Genomic DNA, 19384 nt, shown 5'->3' with positions numbered 1-19384 from the left:
TACTTTATAGGGCTATCCCGAAAGAACGGTTATCGTATCCCCAGCCCCGTTGGCAAAGTAGACACGATTGTTGTTCTCGTTGGCTACGCCTGCCGATACGCCAAGTCCGAGAGGGAGGTTCGCTTTAATGATTTTGTTATTTGCTCCGTTAATGACACTTGCCCTGCTTGGCGGAGTTTCTTCCCCCGCAGTTGCGACGTAGATGCGATTCAGCTTGCTGTTGACGACTGGGATACGAGGCGATTCGCCATCTTGGATCGTGTCGATGATTGTATTGGTTTTCCCTGAAATGACGGTGATCTTAAAGCTCTGAGTCGTATCGTCCGGCGCATAGATGCGGTTCGTTTCAGGATTGACCGCGAACGTGTCGATATCACCGACATTCGGAATGGTTTTGATCAATTTGTTCGTTCGTCCATTCACTATGGAGACGCTGCTATTCTCTGCGACCGCGATGTATAGGCGATTCGTGCGCAGATTAAAAGCGAGTGAAGAGGGTCCCTGACCTACTTTGACCGTGGTAATCACGTGATTCGTGCGACCGTTAATGACGGTCGCGGTGTCTTCTGCCGGATTCAGTATATAAATACGATTCGTGAACGGATTAACGGCAACCGTATGAGGAGCCGCGAAGTTCGGATTCTGTTTACCGACCCCGATTGTCGCAACAATTTTCTTCCTATTGCCATTTATGACCGTGACCGAATTTCTATCAAGATTAGCCGCATACACCTTATTCGTCTTGACATTCACCGCGATGGAAGCAAAGCCACCTCCAACGTCGAAAGTATGAGTCAGCTTATTCTTCTTGCCGTCAATGATGAAAAGCTTACCTGACAAGCTGGCTACATAAACCTGATTCGTTCGCGGGTTGACAGCCGCGGCGACGGCCCCATTGAGTCCTTCGATTGTCGCGATCACGCGATTCGTTCGGCTGCTAATCACGGATAAACTGCTGCTTCCGTTATTCGGCACATATAACAAATTCGTTCGTTTGTTTAATGCAATATCCGACGGTTTACTCCCCACTTGGATCGTCGCGATGACTTTTATTTTGCTAATCGTAAACTCCTCCCTTACTCGCTTTCTATTAAGATATGGAGAGCTTAGCTAGGGAGTTTGTACGATTTTGCAGGCAAAGAAAATTAGGCGTATTACCGAATAACGATAGATGATCTCTATTTATGATTTTCCCCATAAATGAGATTGAATAGTTGAAACGTAAAATAAACATGCACCAGCAAAGTCCAAACACAAGCTATTAATCTAGTTAATTATCGGTGATCTAACATAAAAGAAGCAGCCTCTAGGTTTCCCCAAGGTGCTTGACTTAAAGTTTAGCGAGGCTGTTTTGCAGAAGATCCGAGACAAAATGAATACCACTAGCAGGACCTCCGGGAGAGAATCACCTCACTCCGAGTTGTCATCATTTTTTACAGTAATGAGTACTGAGGTTCGATTGTCCTCCTCCATCTGCTGAATAATCTCGAGCAAATAAATGGCAGCACTATAGTTTGCATGATCAATAAATTCGCGGATGAGTTCAATGACGTCTTGCTTAGATACTAAATAGTATAGCTGCAAATGACCACTTCCCTGAACAAGTACTTGCAACATAATTTATGCAAAACATTCATTCAGGGTATGGGCGTTGGCTGATTAAATTTTTGAAGAATAATCAAATACTTGAGGATGGTTCAACATTGCGAAAGACTCAATTGCGATATAGGCGAACGGTTGGGAATGGTCAGCTTTGAATACTGAGGATCTTGGGACTTGGATTAAGATAATAAATACAGGTTGAGTGTATTGATTACAAAAAAGCTCTGGAAGTTCTTTATCCCATAGCTTTTTAAGAACGTATAGTTTAATCACCTGATTATCTCGGCTTTAACAACATCACGCATAAAACCGAATCTTTCCTCGTAACCGCGCCAGGAGTACCGATAGAAGCATGAGCCTTCTTCGCGTGCTCCTTTTTCGTCTTCCCATACATGATACGGAATGTGATACACAGTATTGCAGGATAAGAAATGCTTGAGGGTGTACAAATTGTTTGATTTTAAGGAACTTCAGCTGCTCCCTAGAACAAACTACTAAACTTTCCATATTATGTTATTGACTCTATTAAAAAAGGAGTTGATAGATTGCTATAAAGATCAAACCTTTTAACACATTTCTAAATTTGCACGGACTGTCTAAATAATAATGAGAAAAGGAAGGGATTACTATGAGTAACATTTTATCAACTGGTATATTACGGAGGCATTCTAGTACATTGTTTCTCACTGTTGAGGCTATGAACGTTGATCCAGATGACGTGCGTACAGTAACTGTTCAAATGTTTGACTGGTCATCAGGTTCACCTATTGTTCTACCAATGGTAGATCCTTCGTCACAAACACTATTTCCTAATCAATACAAAACGTTTAGATCATTCTCTCTTCCAGGTACACTTTATGCTTATGAAGTAAGAATAATCCATCCTGAGGACAAAGATGTTGTTACAAATGTTTTTGGACTTAGTGATATTTTGTTTAATCCGCAAACAGGAAACAATGCTTTACAACACGACTTGGCGAAATTGAAATTGGAATAAATTCACGGTTTTCCACTGATTGCAAGAAGAAGCGTTAACCTACGGACATCAACTATTTCCGTAGGTTAAACGCTTCTCTTCCTTTTCAACAACCATCTTACAATTAAGAAAACACAAAAGTTGTCCAAGAAAGATTAGGACACATAATAAATGGCTGACGAAGCTTATTCGAGGAGGACTTTTAGCGGTGGATTCAGACGCCGTGCTCCTACGCATTCGCTTCGTCCGCGCGGGCGAACCCCTGACCTCATCGCTGCCAGCTAAGGGAGTTATTACTTTCACTTACTTGAAAAAACTTGAAACCCCTTTAGAATCGCGGTTTCATCGATTTATCGTTCTGAGTAATACTTAGTAATCCTGAGTAAAAATTTGCAGTTTGGCACCAAAAATGGCACCATTCATTATTTTGTTCCAAATAGTAATTCACCGAACTTGTCCGCCGTCTCTTTTTGCATATTAGGCAATAGGTGACTGTACGTATCTAATGTGATTTTTATATTGGCATGTCCCAGACGTTCTGAAACGATCTTTGGATGAACACCTTGTTTCAGCAGCATGCTTGCATGAGTATGTCGCAAATCATGAATAGTAATAGGAGGGACTTCAGCTTTTTCCATTAACCCATAAAATGTTCGAAGCAAGTTCCTAGGTGAAATTGGTGTGCCAAGTGCAGTGCCAATAATCAGATCGTTATCCTGATATATACGTTTACACTTCAATTTCTCTTCGGCTACCTTTGCTTTACGTTTCCTAAGTTGCTGATTGTTTTTTCATCAAGTGATATGAGTCTTGTGCCGGATAAGGTTTTAGTACCAGCGGAGAGTTCTTTTCCATCATGGGACAGTGTTTGAACAATTGACAACTCTCTGTTATCAAAATTAAGATCCTTCCACCTAACCCCGAGAATTTCACCTTGTCGTAAACCCGCGGCAAATGCCAATAGAAAAGCCACATATTCTCGATGGTCTTTGGCGACACTATCAAACTTTCTAACATCTTCGAAATCCCAAACCTTAATCTCCTGTTTCACAACCTTAGGCATGTCCACCAAACCAACAACGTTCTTTGGAACAAGACTCCAAGCGAAGGCGGATTCCATTGCGCTTTTAAGGACTTTGAATATATCCAATACCGATCGATCGCCTAGCTTTTTTTCTACGCTAAGGTGTTTCTTGAATTCTAAGCAATCTGTTACGGATAGCTTTGGTAGTTCAATATGGCCAAGGAATGGAACAATGTGAATACGGATGTGCCGCTCATAAGTATCTCTTGTAACTTTTTTTAGTTCTTTAGATTCAAGCCACGTATCCATAAACTCGCCGATTCTATTCTTATTTGTCGCAACGAAGGTCCCAGAGTTCACTGCGCTCTGAACCTCGACCATAGCCTTTTCAGCATCTTTCTTCGTTTTGAAACCGCGCTTCTTTGTTCTCTTCCGATCTTTACCTGCACCGATCTCAATTACATAATACCAAGGATTTTTTTTAGCATTTTCGTCTTTGTAGACGGGCATGACTATTCACCAGCCTTATGTTCAATAAGATCATTTGGCTGCACTCCAAAGAATGTACAAAGCTTATCGATAACATCGAGAGATACGTTTTCTCCTTTATCGAACTTAGCTATTGTTGAAGGACCGAATCCTAGTTGTCGTAGATCAGTTTTCTTCATTTCTTTATCGATCAAGAGCTTAAACAATGGTTTATATGAAAATGGCATAAAAACACCCTTTCTGTATTATATGTACCAATACTAATAAAAAAAGTACAGAAAGGCAAATATAATATTTGACATTAAATATCGATAGTGATATTTTAAATACAGAAAGTGAAACATTTTCTTAACTCACCATTCGGCGGCCCGATCACACCGCAGCGGCAGGCATTCAAGTTTATGCTGAAGCGTAATGAAGCACTGGAGAGGCGAGGATTACTTAAGTTGCATATGGAGCAGAAGTGGAAGCGTAGGATGAGGGATGGGAAGAAATAAACGCTCAGGAGAAATTGGTTTAGGCTTTAGGTAGAATAGTTTAATTACTTCTCGAATACTTCAGATGAGGGAAAATTAAAAAAACACAAGTGATTAATAGGAGGCATTTTCTTGAGTAATTCGATAATTGATATTAATATTAATTCTTCCGAGAATCACCTTTGGACGGATGTGTTACATGCTAGGAGTTTAGCTAGACAATCATTGAACTCTTGGGATAGAGGAACTTATGTTAGGTGGTGTATTATCACAACATGGATTTGCATAGAAATGGTTTTTAGGCAAGTTTTAAATGAAACTCGCATTGGATACCGATTTAAAGAAGATGTCGATAGTGCATTAAATAATCTAGGTTTACCAAGGGTGAATTGGGGTGAAGGTGTTTGGCAAAAACTACTTAAATTACAAGTCCAAAGACATAAATTAATTCATAGTATACAAATACAAAGTGAGCTTTTTCCTGAATCAACAGTGGCTGAGAGCTATGTTTCAGATGCACGAGATGCAATTATCGAGATATACAAACACGCGGGTCAAGACGTCCCTCGTTGGATTAATTACGATATTGATCCTGGATGGGATTTTGGCAAGCGTACTGGTGCCCATGGTACAGTAATTAAATCTGGAGCGAATATAGACAACCCAGATAATATTAAAATATTCTATGAGCATAAGGGGAAAGAGTATTTATCAACAGTTATTCCATCTGAAGAAAGACTTGAAATCGAATTAAATGAATTACTTGAAAGTATAAGAATTCCTATAACAAGCATTAAAGTTACTAAAGGATCCGAAGTTATCCTTGAAAAGACTTTATTTACACGAGGTTCATTTTAGTAAGTGCAAACTATAGATCAACTCGCAACGGAATGAAGAGGATGTAAAACGGGTTCCGCGTGTGTTATTAGGTTTTAACCATGGTATATTTATAGCATAGGAAATCGAGAAGAGGGCAAGACACCCCGAACGCTAACGAGCATTGGCCGCGCAGAGATGCGTGTGAGACCGACTCATTGCGGGGATCGTCGCCCTCTTTTGGTTTTCTTAGTAAAGATTCTTCTCCATTATTCCGATAAATGGGTTTAAATGGAGGATGATGAATTTGGATTTTGATATTTTTAGTTGGAGCAAACTTTGGGAAGTAGCAGGGCCGTTTTTAATTACACCCGCGGCTGCATTGATTACGGCATTTATTTTACTACCGATACTAGCTTCATCAAAAGGTTTGAGTAAAGAATTAATAAAAATTCTAGAATTAATAATTATTGCGGGGGTATCGGCAGCCACATTCTACATTACTGCTAGCATATGGGGTTACATTTAGGTTGCTTTATTTATCAAAACTTGATTAGATAAGTCGAAGTCTATGTTAGAAAATGGATGTCATAATGAATCGATGGAGGAATTAACTTGCTCGAAGTAATACATCCTTTTTTATATTGGCTTGATCCTAATGATCAATTAAAACCTAGTGATTGGGCTGCTTTATTTGGATCTCTTGTGACTTTACTAGGAATTGTGATAACAGCATACTTTAGTGTTCTTGTTTGGAAAGCTACAAAACAAAGCGCAATAGCAACAGAAGTTAGCGCTGAAGTAGCACGTTCAAGCTTTGAATATTCAAAGAGAATCCAAGAGCAAAACGAGTTGTTGGAGAAAGCATCAAAAAAACAATATCTTGATAATATAATAATCAAACTGAATGAGCTCATGGAAGCGGTGGTACACCAGAAACAGATGTTTAATATTACAATGATAAAAGCAATTCCAAGAACATCTGGACTTACAGAAGTTGAAATTGCAAAATATTTTGATGACAATCAAGCCTTATTAATCAAACAATCTTGGGAAACATTTAACACATATTTAAAAGATTGCTGGCTAAATCCAATCGGTCAATACAAAGATCTTTTTGATGGAGATGAGGTCGCTAAAGTAAGGGAACAATCCGAAATAATTGGAAATAAAATTGGTATTTATATTACGCAGCTAAAATCATCATAGTTCATAAGCACTCCACTGTGGGTGCTTTTTTCTTTATTAAAACTTGATTAGACAAGCCATGACCTATGTTGGAAAATATAGGTTGGAGGTGAATTTGAAATGGTAAAAGTAGAAGCATTCAGTTCTGATTTTGAATTGTACTTAAACAACAAAGTCAACACTTTTTTGGAAAAGATAGTGAAACATGAAATAATTGATATAAAATTTTCAATCTCATCAGTAATGAATAAAGAAGATGAGGTCGTAACCACTTATTCTGCTTTAGTAATTTACAAGTAAGGATAGAGGCACTCCACTGCGGGTGCTTTTTTTATTGCCCAACAAACCGCGACAAACTCATTGAGGTGATCCCATTGAACAAACCCAAACGAGAAAAGAAGAAGCCCAAGCAGCTCCGGGCAGCAGAGAAAGCGCATGATGCCAATATCTACAGTGATGGATACAAGCATGGGTATCAGATGGGTAAGGAAAGCTTCTTCCGGTTATGGCGAAGGTATCAAAGTAATGGGTTAAGCACCGAGGAGATATTGAGCAGGATACAAGTTGAGTTAAGGGGCTAGAAGCGTCTGTGGGGCGTTTTGGGTTTAGCACTCACGAATGTGTGTTCTGTGAGCGCAAAACGCTAATACGGACGCTGAGGGCTTTGTATGAGGTGATTTTAAGATACACCTAACTATTTCTACTATTATCTACGCTTAATTGGTACCAGTTTGATTTTAATAAAGGTATACAAACCTAACATGAAGAATAATCTTCGGAAAGATGTGTTGTATGTACCATCAAAAGAGTTAAGGGGGATTTACATGGTAACTTGTTCGTCATGCAGGCGTTTTGTGGACACTGTGGGAATAGGTTACTGGCTGAGGGTGTGCGACTATCCAGTGAAACAGAGATTAACGAGTCCCATCAATCAACAGAGATTAACGAGTCCAAACGAAACCCTGTAAATTGGTTTAAAGTTATTATGACTTTTCTTTTGGTATGGATTTTAGGTGGTTTGTTTTTATCTTTACTGTTGGGTTTTTTTGATATAAATGATAAGTACACAGGGGCTATCGGCTTCGGAGTAGCAATTCTTGTGGCGTTGGAACAAATTACACGTAAAGATTCATCTCATGAAAATGAAAATAAGAAGATTAAAGTAAAAGACAATCATAATCATAACATCAAAGACTAAAAAGGAGGATGTCATGGAGGAACAAGGCAAGGAAGAGGCTCAAATTGACCCTGAATTATCAAAGTACATTACTAGACTTCAAAACAAAATCGAACAACAAACAATGGTGATACGAGTATTATGTACAGCCATCGTCATCATGATATTGTTCTTTTGGGCACTATCTAAGCCGTTAGGTTGACCTACTAGGTTTATGAAAGCGACGAGTACCTCTGTTTATTAATTGGCTGCTTGAAAACTACAAAAAACCACCAGCGGGGGCTAGTGGTTATCATCCATTTCACCGATTATTTGATCTAACTTTTTCTCCAATTTTTCTAGACGTTCATTCGTTTCGTCCAAGCTAATGTGGTTCTTGTTTGAACTCATGATCATCATTTGTTGCAATTGGATTTGTCCTTGGAGTGTATCGATTACTTCTTGATGTTGTTTGTCGTCACCAGCCGCGATGTGATAAGCGATGATGGCAGGTATTAAAATGTTGGTTATAAACATAATTAATTCTTTCCAGGAAAACTTATTATCTTGAGCCACCGGTGATGTCCTAACAATTAGAGATGATGCTAAATCAGACTGGCTTTCGACTGGTTCAGATTCGATTAACGGCTGAACAATTTCATTTATCGTTTCATACCAATCATCTGGCCTGTCTATAACCTGATCGCTATACGGAGATCTGGCCAACAACTCCATTGATTGATAAATACTGTCGATAGTGGTTCTTATTGAACTTTGTTGGAATACGCGTTGGAGTAACTCCTGCTGTTCCTGAATGGCCACTATCATTGGAGAAAGAGAGTCCCTTTGTAACGTATCAATATTCTCAAAATACTGTCTTAATGGTGAAATAGCATTAGACATTTGTCTTTGATAGAGCAACATCGGTTCCATCATTTTTGTTAATGCTTGTTGCATATTTCGATAATTTTCAAATGGATCTCTTATCAATTTGTCCCCTTCTTTCAAGTGGTGAATTCCTAATTACTTATTTTAATGGTTTGATAAAAAATCGCAACGTTTATAATACTAAGAGAATAAACGTTCGCAGGAACGAATATTCGTAAGATCGAGTATCATCTGCATCTGAAAATGACTGAATATGACCTAAAATGGAATTTTGCGAGGTCGAGCTTTATAAGTATAATGACCTTGTCCTTCTCTTCTCTCTAGTAACTAAGTACAAGGATATTAAACACAGAGCGCAGCAATTGTGTGCTCTTGACCTGATCTTCCAGAGTCATTTAAACGATTATAAAAACATACGGCCATGAAATGGTCGAGTGAGGTGTGGAACGACGGTGAGTTCCACGGTCTCTTATCTCATACGTCACCGCTTGGCGGCGCTTCTATAGTGCTCTAAATAAACTACATAAGATAACGAAGCCTGTTCTTTCGAGAATGGGCTTTTTCTATTTCTGGGGAAAGGGAGGGATTTCATTGTGTACAGAAGTTGAATGGATAGATATATCAACACACCAAGACGTGGCGAGCGGTTACCGAAATGAAATGAATAGTTTTATCGTTGGTTGTTGATTTTCGAGCAAAAGAAAACCACCCAGTTAAGAGGTGGTCAATTTAACTATCGTCTCCCGTTAGTTCAGCAAAGACTAATCAAAGAAATTGTTTTTTATGGCAAATGTCGTTCGTAACGGATCCATGAATATAGCCTTACAGAAGGAATTAGCAATGACAAGGGGATTAGTAACCAGCCCCCAGAACTAATAAAATCACTTGGTAAGAAGAACAAGAATACAAGAAATAACAGCGAGACGAACACTTTAAATAAGCCTGACGCCCCATTTATCGGTTCATTCCCCACAAAAAATGTTTGGCAACCTTTTAAGGCTTTAGAATAACAAGAGTGATGGTATGGAATAACCCAAAACATCGAATAAGCTATTATTAAATCATCCCTTGATTCGATTTCACCACTGCATTCAGCACAAAAGATTTCCTTGTTCAAAAGCGGTCCTCCTTCCGATCATACAGAGAGATATACGCTTCAAAATGTTTGTGGTTCCAGTTAGTGCGTTAAACTGCCCGTTCAATGCTTAATGACCTGATGTGTAGATCACCAAAAAAGTAAAATAACGGGCGGATTTGCTTGGTAGAGGCTACACCATATTGCTTAACGAGCGCTCTTTATTTTACTTATTCTTATTGGTAAGAAAACTAGAATTAAACCTATTAGTAAAAATGCTATTCCAAATAAACATAGAACAATAAGATTAGCAGGTATTCTGAAACCAAAATCAGTTATTATTATTGCAACCCCTATTCCCTTAGCTGAAAGAAACATAAGTTGTATTACTTGATAAAGATAGATGATTCCTTTAAAGATAATATAAATACCTAGTAATTGGAGCATAATTATTAACCATCTTTTACTATTTCTTTTCATCTTATCGCCCTTTTTCTAAATATTCTTTAAAGCATTGGAACGATAACCAATATATACATTAGACTATCATAATTTGAATTTATTTCTAAATAACCCACATGTAATTAGACGAAACTAGTATAGTATTGTTGCGCAATCCTGCCCGTTAGTTTAATCAAAAATCAACAACTAAGTCTAACATAGCCTTACCATTAACATAAATGGAGGAGCGATGGATACATGATTCTTAAATGGGAGATGGTGACTGGTGATACCTTTGGATCCACAATCTAGAGATAGGACAGCAGTGGATAGGTATTACGATAAGTTCAAGCGTGATCGAGATTCCAAAGCATTCTATAACTCCTCATCCTGGTTGAGTGTTCGTGAGCAGGCTCTTATTCGTGACCATTACTTATGCCAACACTGTTTCAAAGAAAAGAAGTTAGTGCCGGCAGAGATGGTCCATCACATCGTACCTATTCGGGATGATAAGGATAAAGCATTAGAGCTCGAGAACCTGGAGAGTCTGTGCAATCCATGCCATAACAAAGAGCATGGAGGGAAAGAGAAGGCGAAGATTAAGAAGAGAGCGGCACGCGTCATTCAATCGGTGGCTAATCGCGAACACAAGTAAAAATAAGCACATCATGAGACGCTCTCAGTGGCTTTCAGAGGCGTCATGCATGTCCGATGACCGATCAGACGAGAACAGGGACATGCCCCCCTGCCTTCGATTCTGAGGGGCTTTAAATGGCAAGACCGCGTGTCCACATTCGTTTTCGGCGCATAACAAATTTTCGTATGGGAGGGGGGGTCAAATGTTTAAACCCAAAGCTATTATAACGACGGTTGCGGCGAGGGAGTTATTCAAAACTCTGGTGAGGGAACTTGAGATAGATAACAACCTGAGTGAACGAACAATCATGCTGGTTGATAATATCGTGCTACTTGAGCAACTGAAGCGGGCGCATATTGAGGATATTCGGAAACGCGGATCGGTAGAATTATTCAAAAACGGAACGCAGGAAATGTATAGGTCGAACAAATCGGTCGATGCTGTCTTAAAGATTGTTGAGCAGCAACGTAAATTACAGGCTGAGCTAAAGCTTACACCGGCATCAGATCGGAAGGTCGCAGGCCTAGTCAAGCCGCCGGAAGGTGGCGACAATGATGGCGAGCACAGCAAAGATAACCGAGACGACTGCTGCTGGAGGAGAAAACACTTCACTAGTGGATGCAATACAATCTGCAATAACAAGGGCATTATCATCGGGCGGTAATAATAATTCGAGACCAGTAGAAGTCACATTGAATATTGATGGGACTGCTATTGCTCGCGCTATTGCTCCGTATATGAGTAAAGAGAGCGGCCGGATCGGCGGCGCAATGATCAGAACGACATAGGGGCGGGTGGATATATTGACTGCATTATTAAATATCGGCGGGGTCGATATGCCAACCCCCTCTGATTTAACGATAATCATTTCCGATTTAGCTGATGCCGAGAGAAACACTAACGGGAATCTGATCGGTGAGTTAATCGCAACAAAAATAAAACTTGAACTATCTTGGAAGTTGCTCAATGTAACGCAGATGAGTCAAATTCTAACAGCGGTAGATCCATTTTTATTTGATGTAAGATACTTCGATCCCAAAGAGGGCGGCTTCCTAACAAAGAAGTTTTATTCTGGTGATCGCACTGTGCCAATGTATGATTTCCTTCAAGGTGTACCAAGGTATCAAAATTTTAAATTCAATGTAGTGGAAAGATAGGGTGCGCCGGACGTGCAAAGCACATCTCAAAAGTTTAAAACTAGGATCTATGCCCCCGACAGAAAAACCAAAGCACGTGTCACGTTTGATATCTCAGACACGACCGCAGCCGGCGACGTAACTAACGGTGCGAAGTGGGTTCCAACAACTTTACCTACATCTACGACTGTAGTATCTAACCAATGGGAAGGTAAAACATGGACTCCAATTGGCGATAGTATAACTGATGTTTTCGAAGCGCCTTCTACAACAATGTATCAAATATTTGTTAAAGCTAAACTAAATATGGCAACCGTCAACAGTAATGGATTTGCAGGTTCTATATTAGCCAACTTAGGTGGAAATAATATGGTGCATCAAGTTACAACAGCACCTAATGCAGATTTATACACATTATTCGGCGGTACTAATGACTTTGGAAATGATATTGCAGTTGGAAGTATGAATAATACTGCGGACACAACAATCTACGGAGCTTTGCATTATATCTGTCAATATTTAATCAACAATAAACCTAATGCAAAGTACGCTTTATTCACGCCATTAAGAAGGTCTACAGGCTACAATGCAACTACAGGAGTTATTAAATTGGGCCGTGGAGCAAATGGGGCAGGCATGACTCTTGAAAATTTGGCCGACATTATTTTAGAAGTTGGTCATTACTACTCGATCCCCGTACTTGATTTGCATAGAAACTCGGGAATAGAACCTACTTTTAGTTCTCATAAAACGCTCTACATGCCTGATGGATTGCATCCGAACACGACAGGGCATCAAAGGATTGCGAACATTATTTCGGAGTTTCTAAAAACATTGTAAAAAAGGCGCTGAACATTTTAAATGGCGAAATTGACAGGGAAAAAGAAAAAGAAGAGTCAAGCATATGGTAAAATCTAAACTTCGCCCCGAGCCGAACGGGGTTATTTTTCTGCCCAAAAAAGAATTAAAAATTTAGATGGTTTTTTATGAGATACTCTGATAAATTCTTTATATAGAACAATATGTTTTATATTAAGAACAATAAGGAGTGTTTTTGTGTTAAAACGTTATGAGGAACTTGATTCCTTGCGAGGCTTAGCAGCATTATGTGTTGTGCTTTTTCACATGTACCAAGTGATTCCACCTAGTAAATTATCTAAAATAATCTTTGAATTCAGTCCTCTTCGTTTGTTTATTTCAGGCGGGGAGGCTGTGATCTTGTTTTTTATTCTAAGTGGTTTCGTTTTATCTCTTCCCTATTTTAATAACAAGCAATCTGGTTATCCATCGTTCATCATTAAGCGATTTTGCCGTATTTACTTACCTTACTTAGTTGCGGTTTTCATCGCAATTGGATGTAGAGAGATCTTTTATTCTGGAAAAATGAATGGGTTAAGTGGTTGGATAAATTCATTCTGGACAGGGCAGGTTACTCTCCAAACTGTCAAGGATCATTTACTTATGCTAGGTACTTTCCTTAGCAATCTAGACCCAGTAATTTGGTCGCTTGTACATGAAATGAGGATATCAATTATCTTCCCAATAATTATGCTGTTCATCGTTAAACTTGATTGGAAAAAAGGTTTGAGTTTGAGTGTTCTTTGTACTTTAGGGTCGGTAGTATTGTTTGGAATTTTCCAACCTGAAAACACAGGTGTAGAGTACGTAGCATCACTTAATTACACTGCAATGTTTATCATTGGTGCTCTACTAGCCAAATATAGAACATTCATTTCAAGTATATTTAATCTGTTAAACAAAAAGGTTAAATCGTTAATTTTCGCAGCAGGCTTGGTAACTTACTTATTGATACATCCATCGTTTGCAATAAAAGCTTTTGTTTATCAAGGGATATCTCCTTTTTACAGAACAGTTATTGATTCATGGGCAGTTACTTTGGGCGCAACGATCTTAATCATATTCGCCATTAACTCGAACTTGTTTTCAAAAGTATTGAGAAACAAGTTTGTAAGTTTCTTGGGAAATATTTCTTACAGTTTGTATCTTATCCATGTGGTTATTCTTCTAACGCTGCTGCAATCATTGCATAGTAGGGGCGTACCGATCAGTATAATTCTTATTGGGTCATTGCTGTTCTCTTTCTTGGTCGCTACTTTGATGTACAAGTTTATTGAAAAACCTTCAATTAAGTTGGGTAGGTACCTGACTGTAACTCGTTCCCCTAAACATATCAAAAGTGTTGAGTCAGAAAAATTTGCTTGAATAAAAAACATAGAACTAGCTCCGAGCCATTGGGGGCTATTTTTATTTCGGGAGCGTAAATCATGCTTAAAAAACTATTCACCGATCTACTTGGTATCTCAACTACTCAACAGGCAGCAGTAACAACCTCCACCGGAGTTCTAGGTGCGATACTTACATATTCATTCGGGGGGTGGAGTGACTTGCTAAGTTTATTTTTATGGGCGATGGTCGTTGATTACCTTAGTGGTATTGGTGCTTCTCTAAAAGAAGGGACTGGCCTAAGCAGTAGTATAGGTTCTAGGGGGTTAGCGAAAAAAGGGGTAATGCTTCTCGTAGTTATGCTCGCACACAAAATAGATACTTTATTTGGCTCCACTGTCGTAATGACTGGGGCCATTTATTTTTATTGTGCAAATGAGTTAATCAGCATAACTGAGAATCTAGGTAGAATGAATTACCCATTGCCACCGGGAGTGAAGCAGGTTATCCAGGTGTTAAAGAGCAAAGGAGATGTCTCCAATGATAAAGGGAATTGATTGTGCTACGCCTTTGACAACTAAAACAGCTGCTGCGTTCGCATTAGATGGATATTCTTTTGCAGCTCGTTACCTGGTACCGAGTGGATGGAAGGCGCTGACTAAGAGTGAAGCTGAGACAATTAATAAAGCAGGCATGGATATTGTGTCAGTATTTGAAACGACTGCGGATAGAGCAAGAGGCGGTCGCGCTGCGGGATTGGCGGTCGGTGCTACTGCTGTTCAGGTCGCTAAGAAAGTTGGTCAGCCTGTTGGGTCCTGCATTTACTTTGCTGTGGACTTTGAAGCTACGGCGGCTCAAATGGCAACGGTTATTGAGTACATTAAGGCATCTAGTGAAGCCACTCCAGAATATACAAGTGGTGTGTATGGTTCTTATGCAGTAGTAGATGCGGCATGGAAATCTCAGGCTTGCTCCCGGTATTGGCAAACTAAGGCATGGAGTTATGGGGCAATACACCCGTATACCAACATATATCAACACGACTGCGGGCCAAAAGGATTGGGTATAACGATGAACGGAATTAGTGTAGATCTCAACGAAGGCTATGGAAACGAAGGATCTTGGAACAGTACGAAGAAGGAGGAAGAGCCGATGTTGTCTGTTGAAGATGCTGATGAAATGATTGAGTTATTGCAGGCTATTTATAAGCTGGCGCCGAATCCTGAACTTGGCCGGTTAGCCGATGTACTACGTGTTGCATCAGGAAGACCAAAAGAAAACTCCTAATCAAAAGACGAATCCCCCACTGGCCGTAAATGGCTGGTGGGGGGATTTTTTTATTTTAGAATGATTTGCGTTTCTTTGTCATCTGCTATCCGATTAAATTTATCACCAAGAACGTATTTAACCAAGAGTTTGATGTTTGAAATATCCTCAAGTTTGCTGTTTTTTACAGGGAAGATAATCTTTCCTTTTTTGACAACCTTACCGTTGAATTCAGAAGTAATACGATCATCGCTAGATATTGTATCTTCAATTTGCTCTTTTGTATTCAGTACGACTGTGGATTGATCTACATACCATTGGACTTTATCATTTGATGTATTTTCAACAGTAACATCAAGAATGATGGCTGCTTTTGCTTCAGAAAATGAGTATTCTTTAAATGCAGGATCAAGAGTTACTTTCGATATGTCCATTGTCATGGGTCCGTTTGCGACATTCACTTTAACATCGTAGGATTTCGCAGGATTTGCCGCTTTAACCGGGTCGAATCCTTGAGCTGTGATTTGGATTTCACGCTTATCTCCATCCCATTTTACTTCAGCACCTAATGTTTCACTTACAACCCTCAGTGGAACATAACTCGATCCATCCACGATTTGAAGATCCGCATTGATCAACTTCCCATTTATGAATAACTTAATATCCGATGCAGCATAAGCTCCTACAGCAACTGAAGCTGCGATAATCCCTGTTAATCCAAGCGATACTAATAATTTCTTCTTCAAAATAGCTCCCCCTTAAATATCAATACCCTAAATCATGGGTAAGACTGAAATAATTGTATCAAATTAATATTCATATTACATACGGGAATTTCTACCAAAAGTTTCATTAAATATCCTTTTATCCCATGTTCGGTAAATTGTTGGTCTTTCACAAATTTCGCTTGCATAGCGAATGCGTGTTCGGTATATAATAAATAACACGAATGAATGTTCGCGTATGGCGGTGAAGTAATATGAGTTTAAATTCAAGAATTGAGAAAGAAGAAGATGTTTTAATTATCAAGGAATACACGCTTTTACCTATTTTGCTTGATATGTAGTAATTCATTTGTAGCATAAAAATAATCTACCGCCCACTTATATAAAAGGAAACCTCTGGAGAATAAATTCCAGAGGTTCCTTTTTTGTTGTCTTTAGGTCTGCTCTTGTTTTATTGAGCATACGTTCCTCGTTAGCTCAATAACCAACTATGTCATTCGACAATTTCAATACGCAACCTTTATCATAAGTCTTGGTCATACTACTGCCGTTATTCTCCCTATTGGAACTGAAAATTGTTCGTATTACAAAAAATATATTCTTGACACTGGTGAAATTGTAATTGATTAAGGTGAATCGCAAATTGAGATTGATCACTATTTAATGTTAAATAATTTACTTCAGGTGAAATACCACTTTGTTCGAGTTCCTTATTATAAATTGCAATGAAGTATACAGGTGAGATTGGGAAATATATAGCCCTAAAGTTTTTATCAATTACAACGGGGGTATCAGACGTCACTAAAGGAACACCCGAATTATTAATCCCAAGAAGCATTGTACCTTGTGAGAGTGTTTCAGCTAACTTTCTTAACTCCTCGTTATTTAATACAAGATAATGGAGTATGCCTTCCTCAATATTAGTCCCGGAGTCATTCTTCAACTGTTCTACAAGGAACTCTCGGAAATTTTTTGTCCTTAGATATTGAAATGCTATAATAAAACCAAAATTTTTTATTTCTTGCAATGTAAGAGGTCGAGGATTTGCCTCAATTGAAGCAAAAAATTCCTGCCAGTACGTAGACATGTAACTATCCATTTTATTTAGATAATAGTCTTCAACGAATTCAGTAGGGGTGTCTATTCCGAAGTTATCCTTCATATAACTGATACAATACTTTGCTACTTCGTCTGTGAAACTAAAAAAGAAATTTTCATAACAATAGTTCTCAATTCTACGATCTACTGCTCCTGCTGAAATATCAGACTTCTTTATTCTCCAGATCTTTTTACGATTTGAGGTATCCGGCATAATTCGGAAACTATTAAGATAAAATTGTGGAACAAAATGTTGTTTGACTGTAGACACCTGCAGTAGCCCCCTAATTAATTTTATTATTCAAATATAGCACTATCTGGGAACCGGTATCACTTAATTTTGTTGGTTGTGTTGTTTATCTCCAGTCAGTTAAGGTATCTGCCCGTTACTTCAATAATCAAAAGAGGAGCTGCCGCGAAGCAAACCCCTCAACTATAGTTCTGCGTTAGCTCAACCAATTATCAAAATTACTTACATTGCATATTAGAGTGATTAAAGTGTTATTTTCAATATTGTTCTGTGTATTGATTTTAACTGTATGAGTTGCCGCGTCCCAAGATAATGTTCTTGTCACCCGATAAAAACGGGACTGTACTGGCAGTCCCGTAAGGATTTTACTATTTTGCAAGTGTCGGGTTAAATAATCCTATACCTCCACTATCTCCGATTCCATTCACCTTCAATGTAACTTTAAACGTGAGTTTATTTACACCTTTCACACTTACTGACACATCATCCGGAAAATCACCTGCTTTAATTTCACGGGAATAGAGCTCCTTACCGTCACCTTCGATTGCGAATTTTAATATTTTATTCGAATTTTGATAGTCCTTCCTCAATCCCAATTTTGCAGTAAAAGTAGAAAATTGCCCGTTTAAAGGATAATCTTGATACATAGATTTCCCTTCACCCAATCCATGAGAACCTGCAATAAAGGAAATATAATTTCCATATTCATTCGAAAGATTGTCAAGAATCTTTTTTCCTTGATACTCTAAATAAATACTATCGCCGTAGATGGATACTCCTTGGGTACTCATTGGCTGAACACGTTCCCCAAGGTATTCATCATTCGGTCCTTCTACTTCACCAATTAATACGGTACCTGTATTACCATCCCAACCTACTTTTTTACCCAAATTTTCAGCGACAAATCGGAGCGGAACATAAGTAGAACCGTTATAAATAAATGGCTTGTCATCGGTAGGTATTTTAGAAACCTTATCGATCTTAATATTGTTGACGTTATAAAATACTTCAATCATGTTTCCACCTGTCGCCGCATAAGCAACCGTACCCGCAAACAACGTGCTTACAATAACACCTAACGCAAATCCTTTCAATTTGTCTTTCAACATTTGACCTTCCCCCTCAAAGTTCTATAATTCGACAATATTATATCATTGAAATAAATGATATGCTAGAATTTGGAAGCAGTAAATGAAGAGCATCGGCTTGACTTAATGAAATTTCTGCCAGTCTGCATAAGTTGAGTATTCTAGACCGTTCTCGGTTAGGAAGATTGTAATTGATAATAGTCTCGTTCTTCATACTGAAAAATCACTTTATCTTTAGTAACCCCAACTATAACTCCATTATCCTGCCCGTTAGTGCAGCAAAGGGCTGCCACGCGGCAGCCCTTTTGTTATTGAACTATTACTATCCGTTAGCTGAATATATAACGAGTTATCTATCCATTCATCGCTGTTATTAGGAAACAAATTGCAGTGAGAAAAGATAATGGTGTCATAACAAACTTTTCCTTTTTACTTTTGGACAAAGCATTTATTATGGTATTTACTATTAAATAAAATGAAAAAAATAACATACTCCTTTCGCAATGGTTGATAAAGCATCTATCGAGATTACATTCCCTGCTTGAAGTAAAAAGATAATTGCAACCAACTGAATTAATACCGAAATTGCACATGCAACTCTCATTTGTTTTGGCATTGCTTTATACTTACCGCCCATTGCAAACTCTCCGTAAGGTAAACCCATAGCTAACAATATGTAAAAAATAGCAATCGCCAAAAATGTAACACTTCCAATTAATTCCAATGCCACTAAGACACCCCGATTACATTTACTTTTTTCTTCCAATTCCTTTTGTAGATAGTAAAGCATTTACTCAAGAATCCTGCCCATTAGTTGAGAAAAGGCAACCGATCACTAGGTCGGCTGCCTTCTTTTGTTGAAATTGAAT

Annotated in this window: 27 protein-coding genes; 16 read left to right on the top strand and 11 right to left on the bottom strand. The window is 38.6% G+C overall.

Annotated features, from left to right (window positions below):
• Positions 1 to 12: 12 nt before the first annotated feature.
• Together AC58QG_RS13045 and AC58QG_RS13040 are read right to left on the bottom strand one after the other, a co-directional pair.
• On the bottom strand, positions 13 to 1029 hold the full coding sequence (locus AC58QG_RS13045; protein ID WP_497362448.1) for a YncE family protein: 1017 nt from the start codon (positions 1027 to 1029) through the stop codon (positions 13 to 15).
• Between the two features lie 381 nt (positions 1030 to 1410).
• Positions 1411 to 1617: a hypothetical protein gene (locus tag AC58QG_RS13040; protein WP_497362447.1), complete on the bottom strand. Its 207-nt coding sequence runs from the start codon at positions 1615 to 1617 to the stop codon at positions 1411 to 1413.
• A 613-nt stretch (positions 1618 to 2230) separates the two neighbouring features.
• Here AC58QG_RS13040 and AC58QG_RS13035 point away from each other — a divergent pair.
• On the top strand, positions 2231 to 2599 hold the full coding sequence (locus tag AC58QG_RS13035; RefSeq protein ID WP_497362446.1) for a hypothetical protein: 369 nt from the start codon (positions 2231 to 2233) through the stop codon (positions 2597 to 2599).
• A gap of 401 nt (positions 2600 to 3000) precedes the next feature.
• Here the strand turns inward: AC58QG_RS13035 and AC58QG_RS13030 are convergent, their stop codons facing one another.
• Genes AC58QG_RS13030 through AC58QG_RS13020 form a run of 3 tightly spaced genes read right to left on the bottom strand, consistent with a single transcriptional unit; the run spans position 3001 to position 4297 of the window.
• A complete protein-coding gene (locus AC58QG_RS13030; protein ID WP_497362445.1) occupies positions 3001 to 3318 on the bottom strand; it encodes a site-specific integrase in 318 nt (105 codons plus the stop codon).
• A gap of 11 nt (positions 3319 to 3329) precedes the next feature.
• Positions 3330 to 4112, bottom strand: coding sequence for an Arm DNA-binding domain-containing protein (locus tag AC58QG_RS13025; RefSeq protein ID WP_497362444.1), 783 nt, complete (start codon positions 4110 to 4112; stop codon positions 3330 to 3332).
• A 2-nt stretch (positions 4113 to 4114) separates the two neighbouring features.
• A complete protein-coding gene (locus tag AC58QG_RS13020) occupies positions 4115 to 4297 on the bottom strand; it encodes a helix-turn-helix domain-containing protein (RefSeq protein WP_497362443.1) in 183 nt (60 codons plus the stop codon).
• Positions 4298 to 4426: 129 nt separating this feature from the next.
• Here AC58QG_RS13020 and AC58QG_RS13015 point away from each other — a divergent pair, with 129 nt between their 5' ends.
• From AC58QG_RS13015 to AC58QG_RS12980, 8 genes are all read left to right on the top strand, one after another.
• Positions 4427 to 4588, top strand: coding sequence for a hypothetical protein (locus AC58QG_RS13015; protein WP_497362442.1), 162 nt, complete (start codon positions 4427 to 4429; stop codon positions 4586 to 4588).
• Positions 4589 to 4699: 111 nt separating this feature from the next.
• A complete protein-coding gene (locus AC58QG_RS13010) occupies positions 4700 to 5425 on the top strand; it encodes a hypothetical protein (RefSeq protein ID WP_497362441.1) in 726 nt (241 codons plus the stop codon).
• 265 nt (positions 5426 to 5690) lie between these two features.
• Positions 5691 to 5912 carry a hypothetical protein gene (locus tag AC58QG_RS13005; RefSeq protein WP_497362440.1) on the top strand — a complete coding sequence of 74 codons (222 nt, stop codon included), beginning with the start codon at positions 5691 to 5693 and terminating at the stop codon, positions 5910 to 5912.
• A gap of 86 nt (positions 5913 to 5998) precedes the next feature.
• Positions 5999 to 6592, top strand: coding sequence for a hypothetical protein (locus tag AC58QG_RS13000; RefSeq protein WP_497362439.1), 594 nt, complete (start codon positions 5999 to 6001; stop codon positions 6590 to 6592).
• A gap of 99 nt (positions 6593 to 6691) precedes the next feature.
• A complete protein-coding gene (locus AC58QG_RS12995) occupies positions 6692 to 6871 on the top strand; it encodes a sporulation protein Cse60 (RefSeq protein WP_497362438.1) in 180 nt (59 codons plus the stop codon).
• Positions 6872 to 6945: 74 nt separating this feature from the next.
• A complete protein-coding gene (locus AC58QG_RS12990) occupies positions 6946 to 7152 on the top strand; it encodes a hypothetical protein (RefSeq protein WP_497362437.1) in 207 nt (68 codons plus the stop codon).
• A 251-nt stretch (positions 7153 to 7403) separates the two neighbouring features.
• Positions 7404 to 7769 carry a hypothetical protein gene (locus AC58QG_RS12985; protein ID WP_497362436.1) on the top strand — a complete coding sequence of 122 codons (366 nt, stop codon included), beginning with the start codon at positions 7404 to 7406 and terminating at the stop codon, positions 7767 to 7769.
• 13 nt (positions 7770 to 7782) lie between these two features.
• The gene (locus tag AC58QG_RS12980) at positions 7783 to 7950 is read left to right on the top strand and encodes a hypothetical protein (protein ID WP_497362435.1); all 168 of its coding nucleotides are present in this window, start codon (positions 7783 to 7785) and stop codon (positions 7948 to 7950) included.
• 80 nt (positions 7951 to 8030) lie between these two features.
• Here the strand turns inward: AC58QG_RS12980 and AC58QG_RS12975 are convergent, their stop codons facing one another.
• Entirely contained in the window at positions 8031 to 8735 is a 705-nt protein-coding gene (locus tag AC58QG_RS12975) for a hypothetical protein (RefSeq protein WP_497362434.1), read from the bottom strand.
• A gap of 661 nt (positions 8736 to 9396) precedes the next feature.
• Complete coding sequence (locus tag AC58QG_RS12970; RefSeq protein WP_497362433.1) at positions 9397 to 9732, bottom strand: hypothetical protein; 336 nt, start codon at positions 9730 to 9732, stop codon at positions 9397 to 9399.
• Positions 9733 to 10417: 685 nt separating this feature from the next.
• Between AC58QG_RS12970 and AC58QG_RS12965 the strand changes: the two genes are divergently transcribed.
• The 7 genes from AC58QG_RS12965 (at position 10418) to AC58QG_RS12935 (ending at position 15375) form a co-directional block, all read left to right on the top strand.
• On the top strand, positions 10418 to 10786 hold the full coding sequence (locus tag AC58QG_RS12965) for an HNH endonuclease (RefSeq protein WP_497362432.1): 369 nt from the start codon (positions 10418 to 10420) through the stop codon (positions 10784 to 10786).
• A gap of 184 nt (positions 10787 to 10970) precedes the next feature.
• Entirely contained in the window at positions 10971 to 11432 is a 462-nt protein-coding gene (locus AC58QG_RS12960; protein ID WP_497362431.1) for a P27 family phage terminase small subunit, read from the top strand.
• A gap of 139 nt (positions 11433 to 11571) precedes the next feature.
• Positions 11572 to 11925: a DUF6711 family protein gene (locus tag AC58QG_RS12955; protein ID WP_497362430.1), complete on the top strand. Its 354-nt coding sequence runs from the start codon at positions 11572 to 11574 to the stop codon at positions 11923 to 11925.
• 12 nt (positions 11926 to 11937) lie between these two features.
• On the top strand, positions 11938 to 12744 hold the full coding sequence (locus AC58QG_RS12950; protein ID WP_497362429.1) for an SGNH/GDSL hydrolase family protein: 807 nt from the start codon (positions 11938 to 11940) through the stop codon (positions 12742 to 12744).
• A 216-nt stretch (positions 12745 to 12960) separates the two neighbouring features.
• On the top strand, positions 12961 to 14127 hold the full coding sequence (locus tag AC58QG_RS12945) for an acyltransferase family protein (protein WP_497362428.1): 1167 nt from the start codon (positions 12961 to 12963) through the stop codon (positions 14125 to 14127).
• 62 nt (positions 14128 to 14189) lie between these two features.
• The gene (locus AC58QG_RS12940; RefSeq protein WP_497362427.1) at positions 14190 to 14645 is read left to right on the top strand and encodes a phage holin family protein; all 456 of its coding nucleotides are present in this window, start codon (positions 14190 to 14192) and stop codon (positions 14643 to 14645) included.
• A gap of 13 nt (positions 14646 to 14658) precedes the next feature.
• A complete protein-coding gene (locus AC58QG_RS12935; protein ID WP_497362426.1) occupies positions 14659 to 15375 on the top strand; it encodes a DUF1906 domain-containing protein in 717 nt (238 codons plus the stop codon).
• Between the two features lie 50 nt (positions 15376 to 15425).
• Here the strand turns inward: AC58QG_RS12935 and AC58QG_RS12930 are convergent, their stop codons facing one another.
• The 4 genes from AC58QG_RS12930 to AC58QG_RS12915 all read right to left on the bottom strand — a co-directional run bounded on the left by AC58QG_RS12930 (position 15426) and on the right by AC58QG_RS12915 (position 19305).
• Positions 15426 to 16100, bottom strand: a complete 675-nt coding sequence (locus tag AC58QG_RS12930; protein WP_497362425.1) for a stalk domain-containing protein — start codon at positions 16098 to 16100, stop codon at positions 15426 to 15428.
• Positions 16101 to 16638: 538 nt separating this feature from the next.
• Positions 16639 to 17448: a DUF4238 domain-containing protein gene (locus AC58QG_RS12925; protein ID WP_497362424.1), complete on the bottom strand. Its 810-nt coding sequence runs from the start codon at positions 17446 to 17448 to the stop codon at positions 16639 to 16641.
• A 347-nt stretch (positions 17449 to 17795) separates the two neighbouring features.
• Entirely contained in the window at positions 17796 to 18536 is a 741-nt protein-coding gene (locus AC58QG_RS12920) for a stalk domain-containing protein (protein WP_497362423.1), read from the bottom strand.
• A 445-nt stretch (positions 18537 to 18981) separates the two neighbouring features.
• A complete protein-coding gene (locus tag AC58QG_RS12915; protein ID WP_497362422.1) occupies positions 18982 to 19305 on the bottom strand; it encodes a hypothetical protein in 324 nt (107 codons plus the stop codon).
• Positions 19306 to 19384 lie beyond the last annotated feature (79 nt).

It is taken from the genome of Paenibacillus sp. J22P169 (assembly GCF_059691995.1).
Note: the sequence above shows the minus strand (reverse complement) of the source record. Positions and strands in the feature narration are given on the sequence as shown.

Coding starts and splice junctions, on each gene's coding strand:
- AC58QG_RS13040 (WP_497362447.1), bottom strand. CDS start 1,617: ATGTTGCAAGTACTTGTTCAGGGAAGTGGTCATTTGCAGCTATACTAT.
- AC58QG_RS13035 (WP_497362446.1), top strand. CDS start 2,231: ATGAGTAACATTTTATCAACTGGTATATTACGGAGGCATTCTAGTACA.
- AC58QG_RS13025 (WP_497362444.1), bottom strand. CDS start 4,112: ATGCCCGTCTACAAAGACGAAAATGCTAAAAAAAATCCTTGGTATTAT.
- AC58QG_RS12995 (WP_497362438.1), top strand. CDS start 6,692: ATGGTAAAAGTAGAAGCATTCAGTTCTGATTTTGAATTGTACTTAAAC.
- AC58QG_RS12980 (WP_497362435.1), top strand. CDS start 7,783: ATGGAGGAACAAGGCAAGGAAGAGGCTCAAATTGACCCTGAATTATCA.
- AC58QG_RS12960 (WP_497362431.1), top strand. CDS start 10,971: ATGTTTAAACCCAAAGCTATTATAACGACGGTTGCGGCGAGGGAGTTA.
- AC58QG_RS12940 (WP_497362427.1), top strand. CDS start 14,190: ATGCTTAAAAAACTATTCACCGATCTACTTGGTATCTCAACTACTCAA.
- AC58QG_RS12920 (WP_497362423.1), bottom strand. CDS start 18,536: ATGTTGAAAGACAAATTGAAAGGATTTGCGTTAGGTGTTATTGTAAGC.
- AC58QG_RS12915 (WP_497362422.1), bottom strand. CDS start 19,305: ATGCTTTACTATCTACAAAAGGAATTGGAAGAAAAAAGTAAATGTAAT.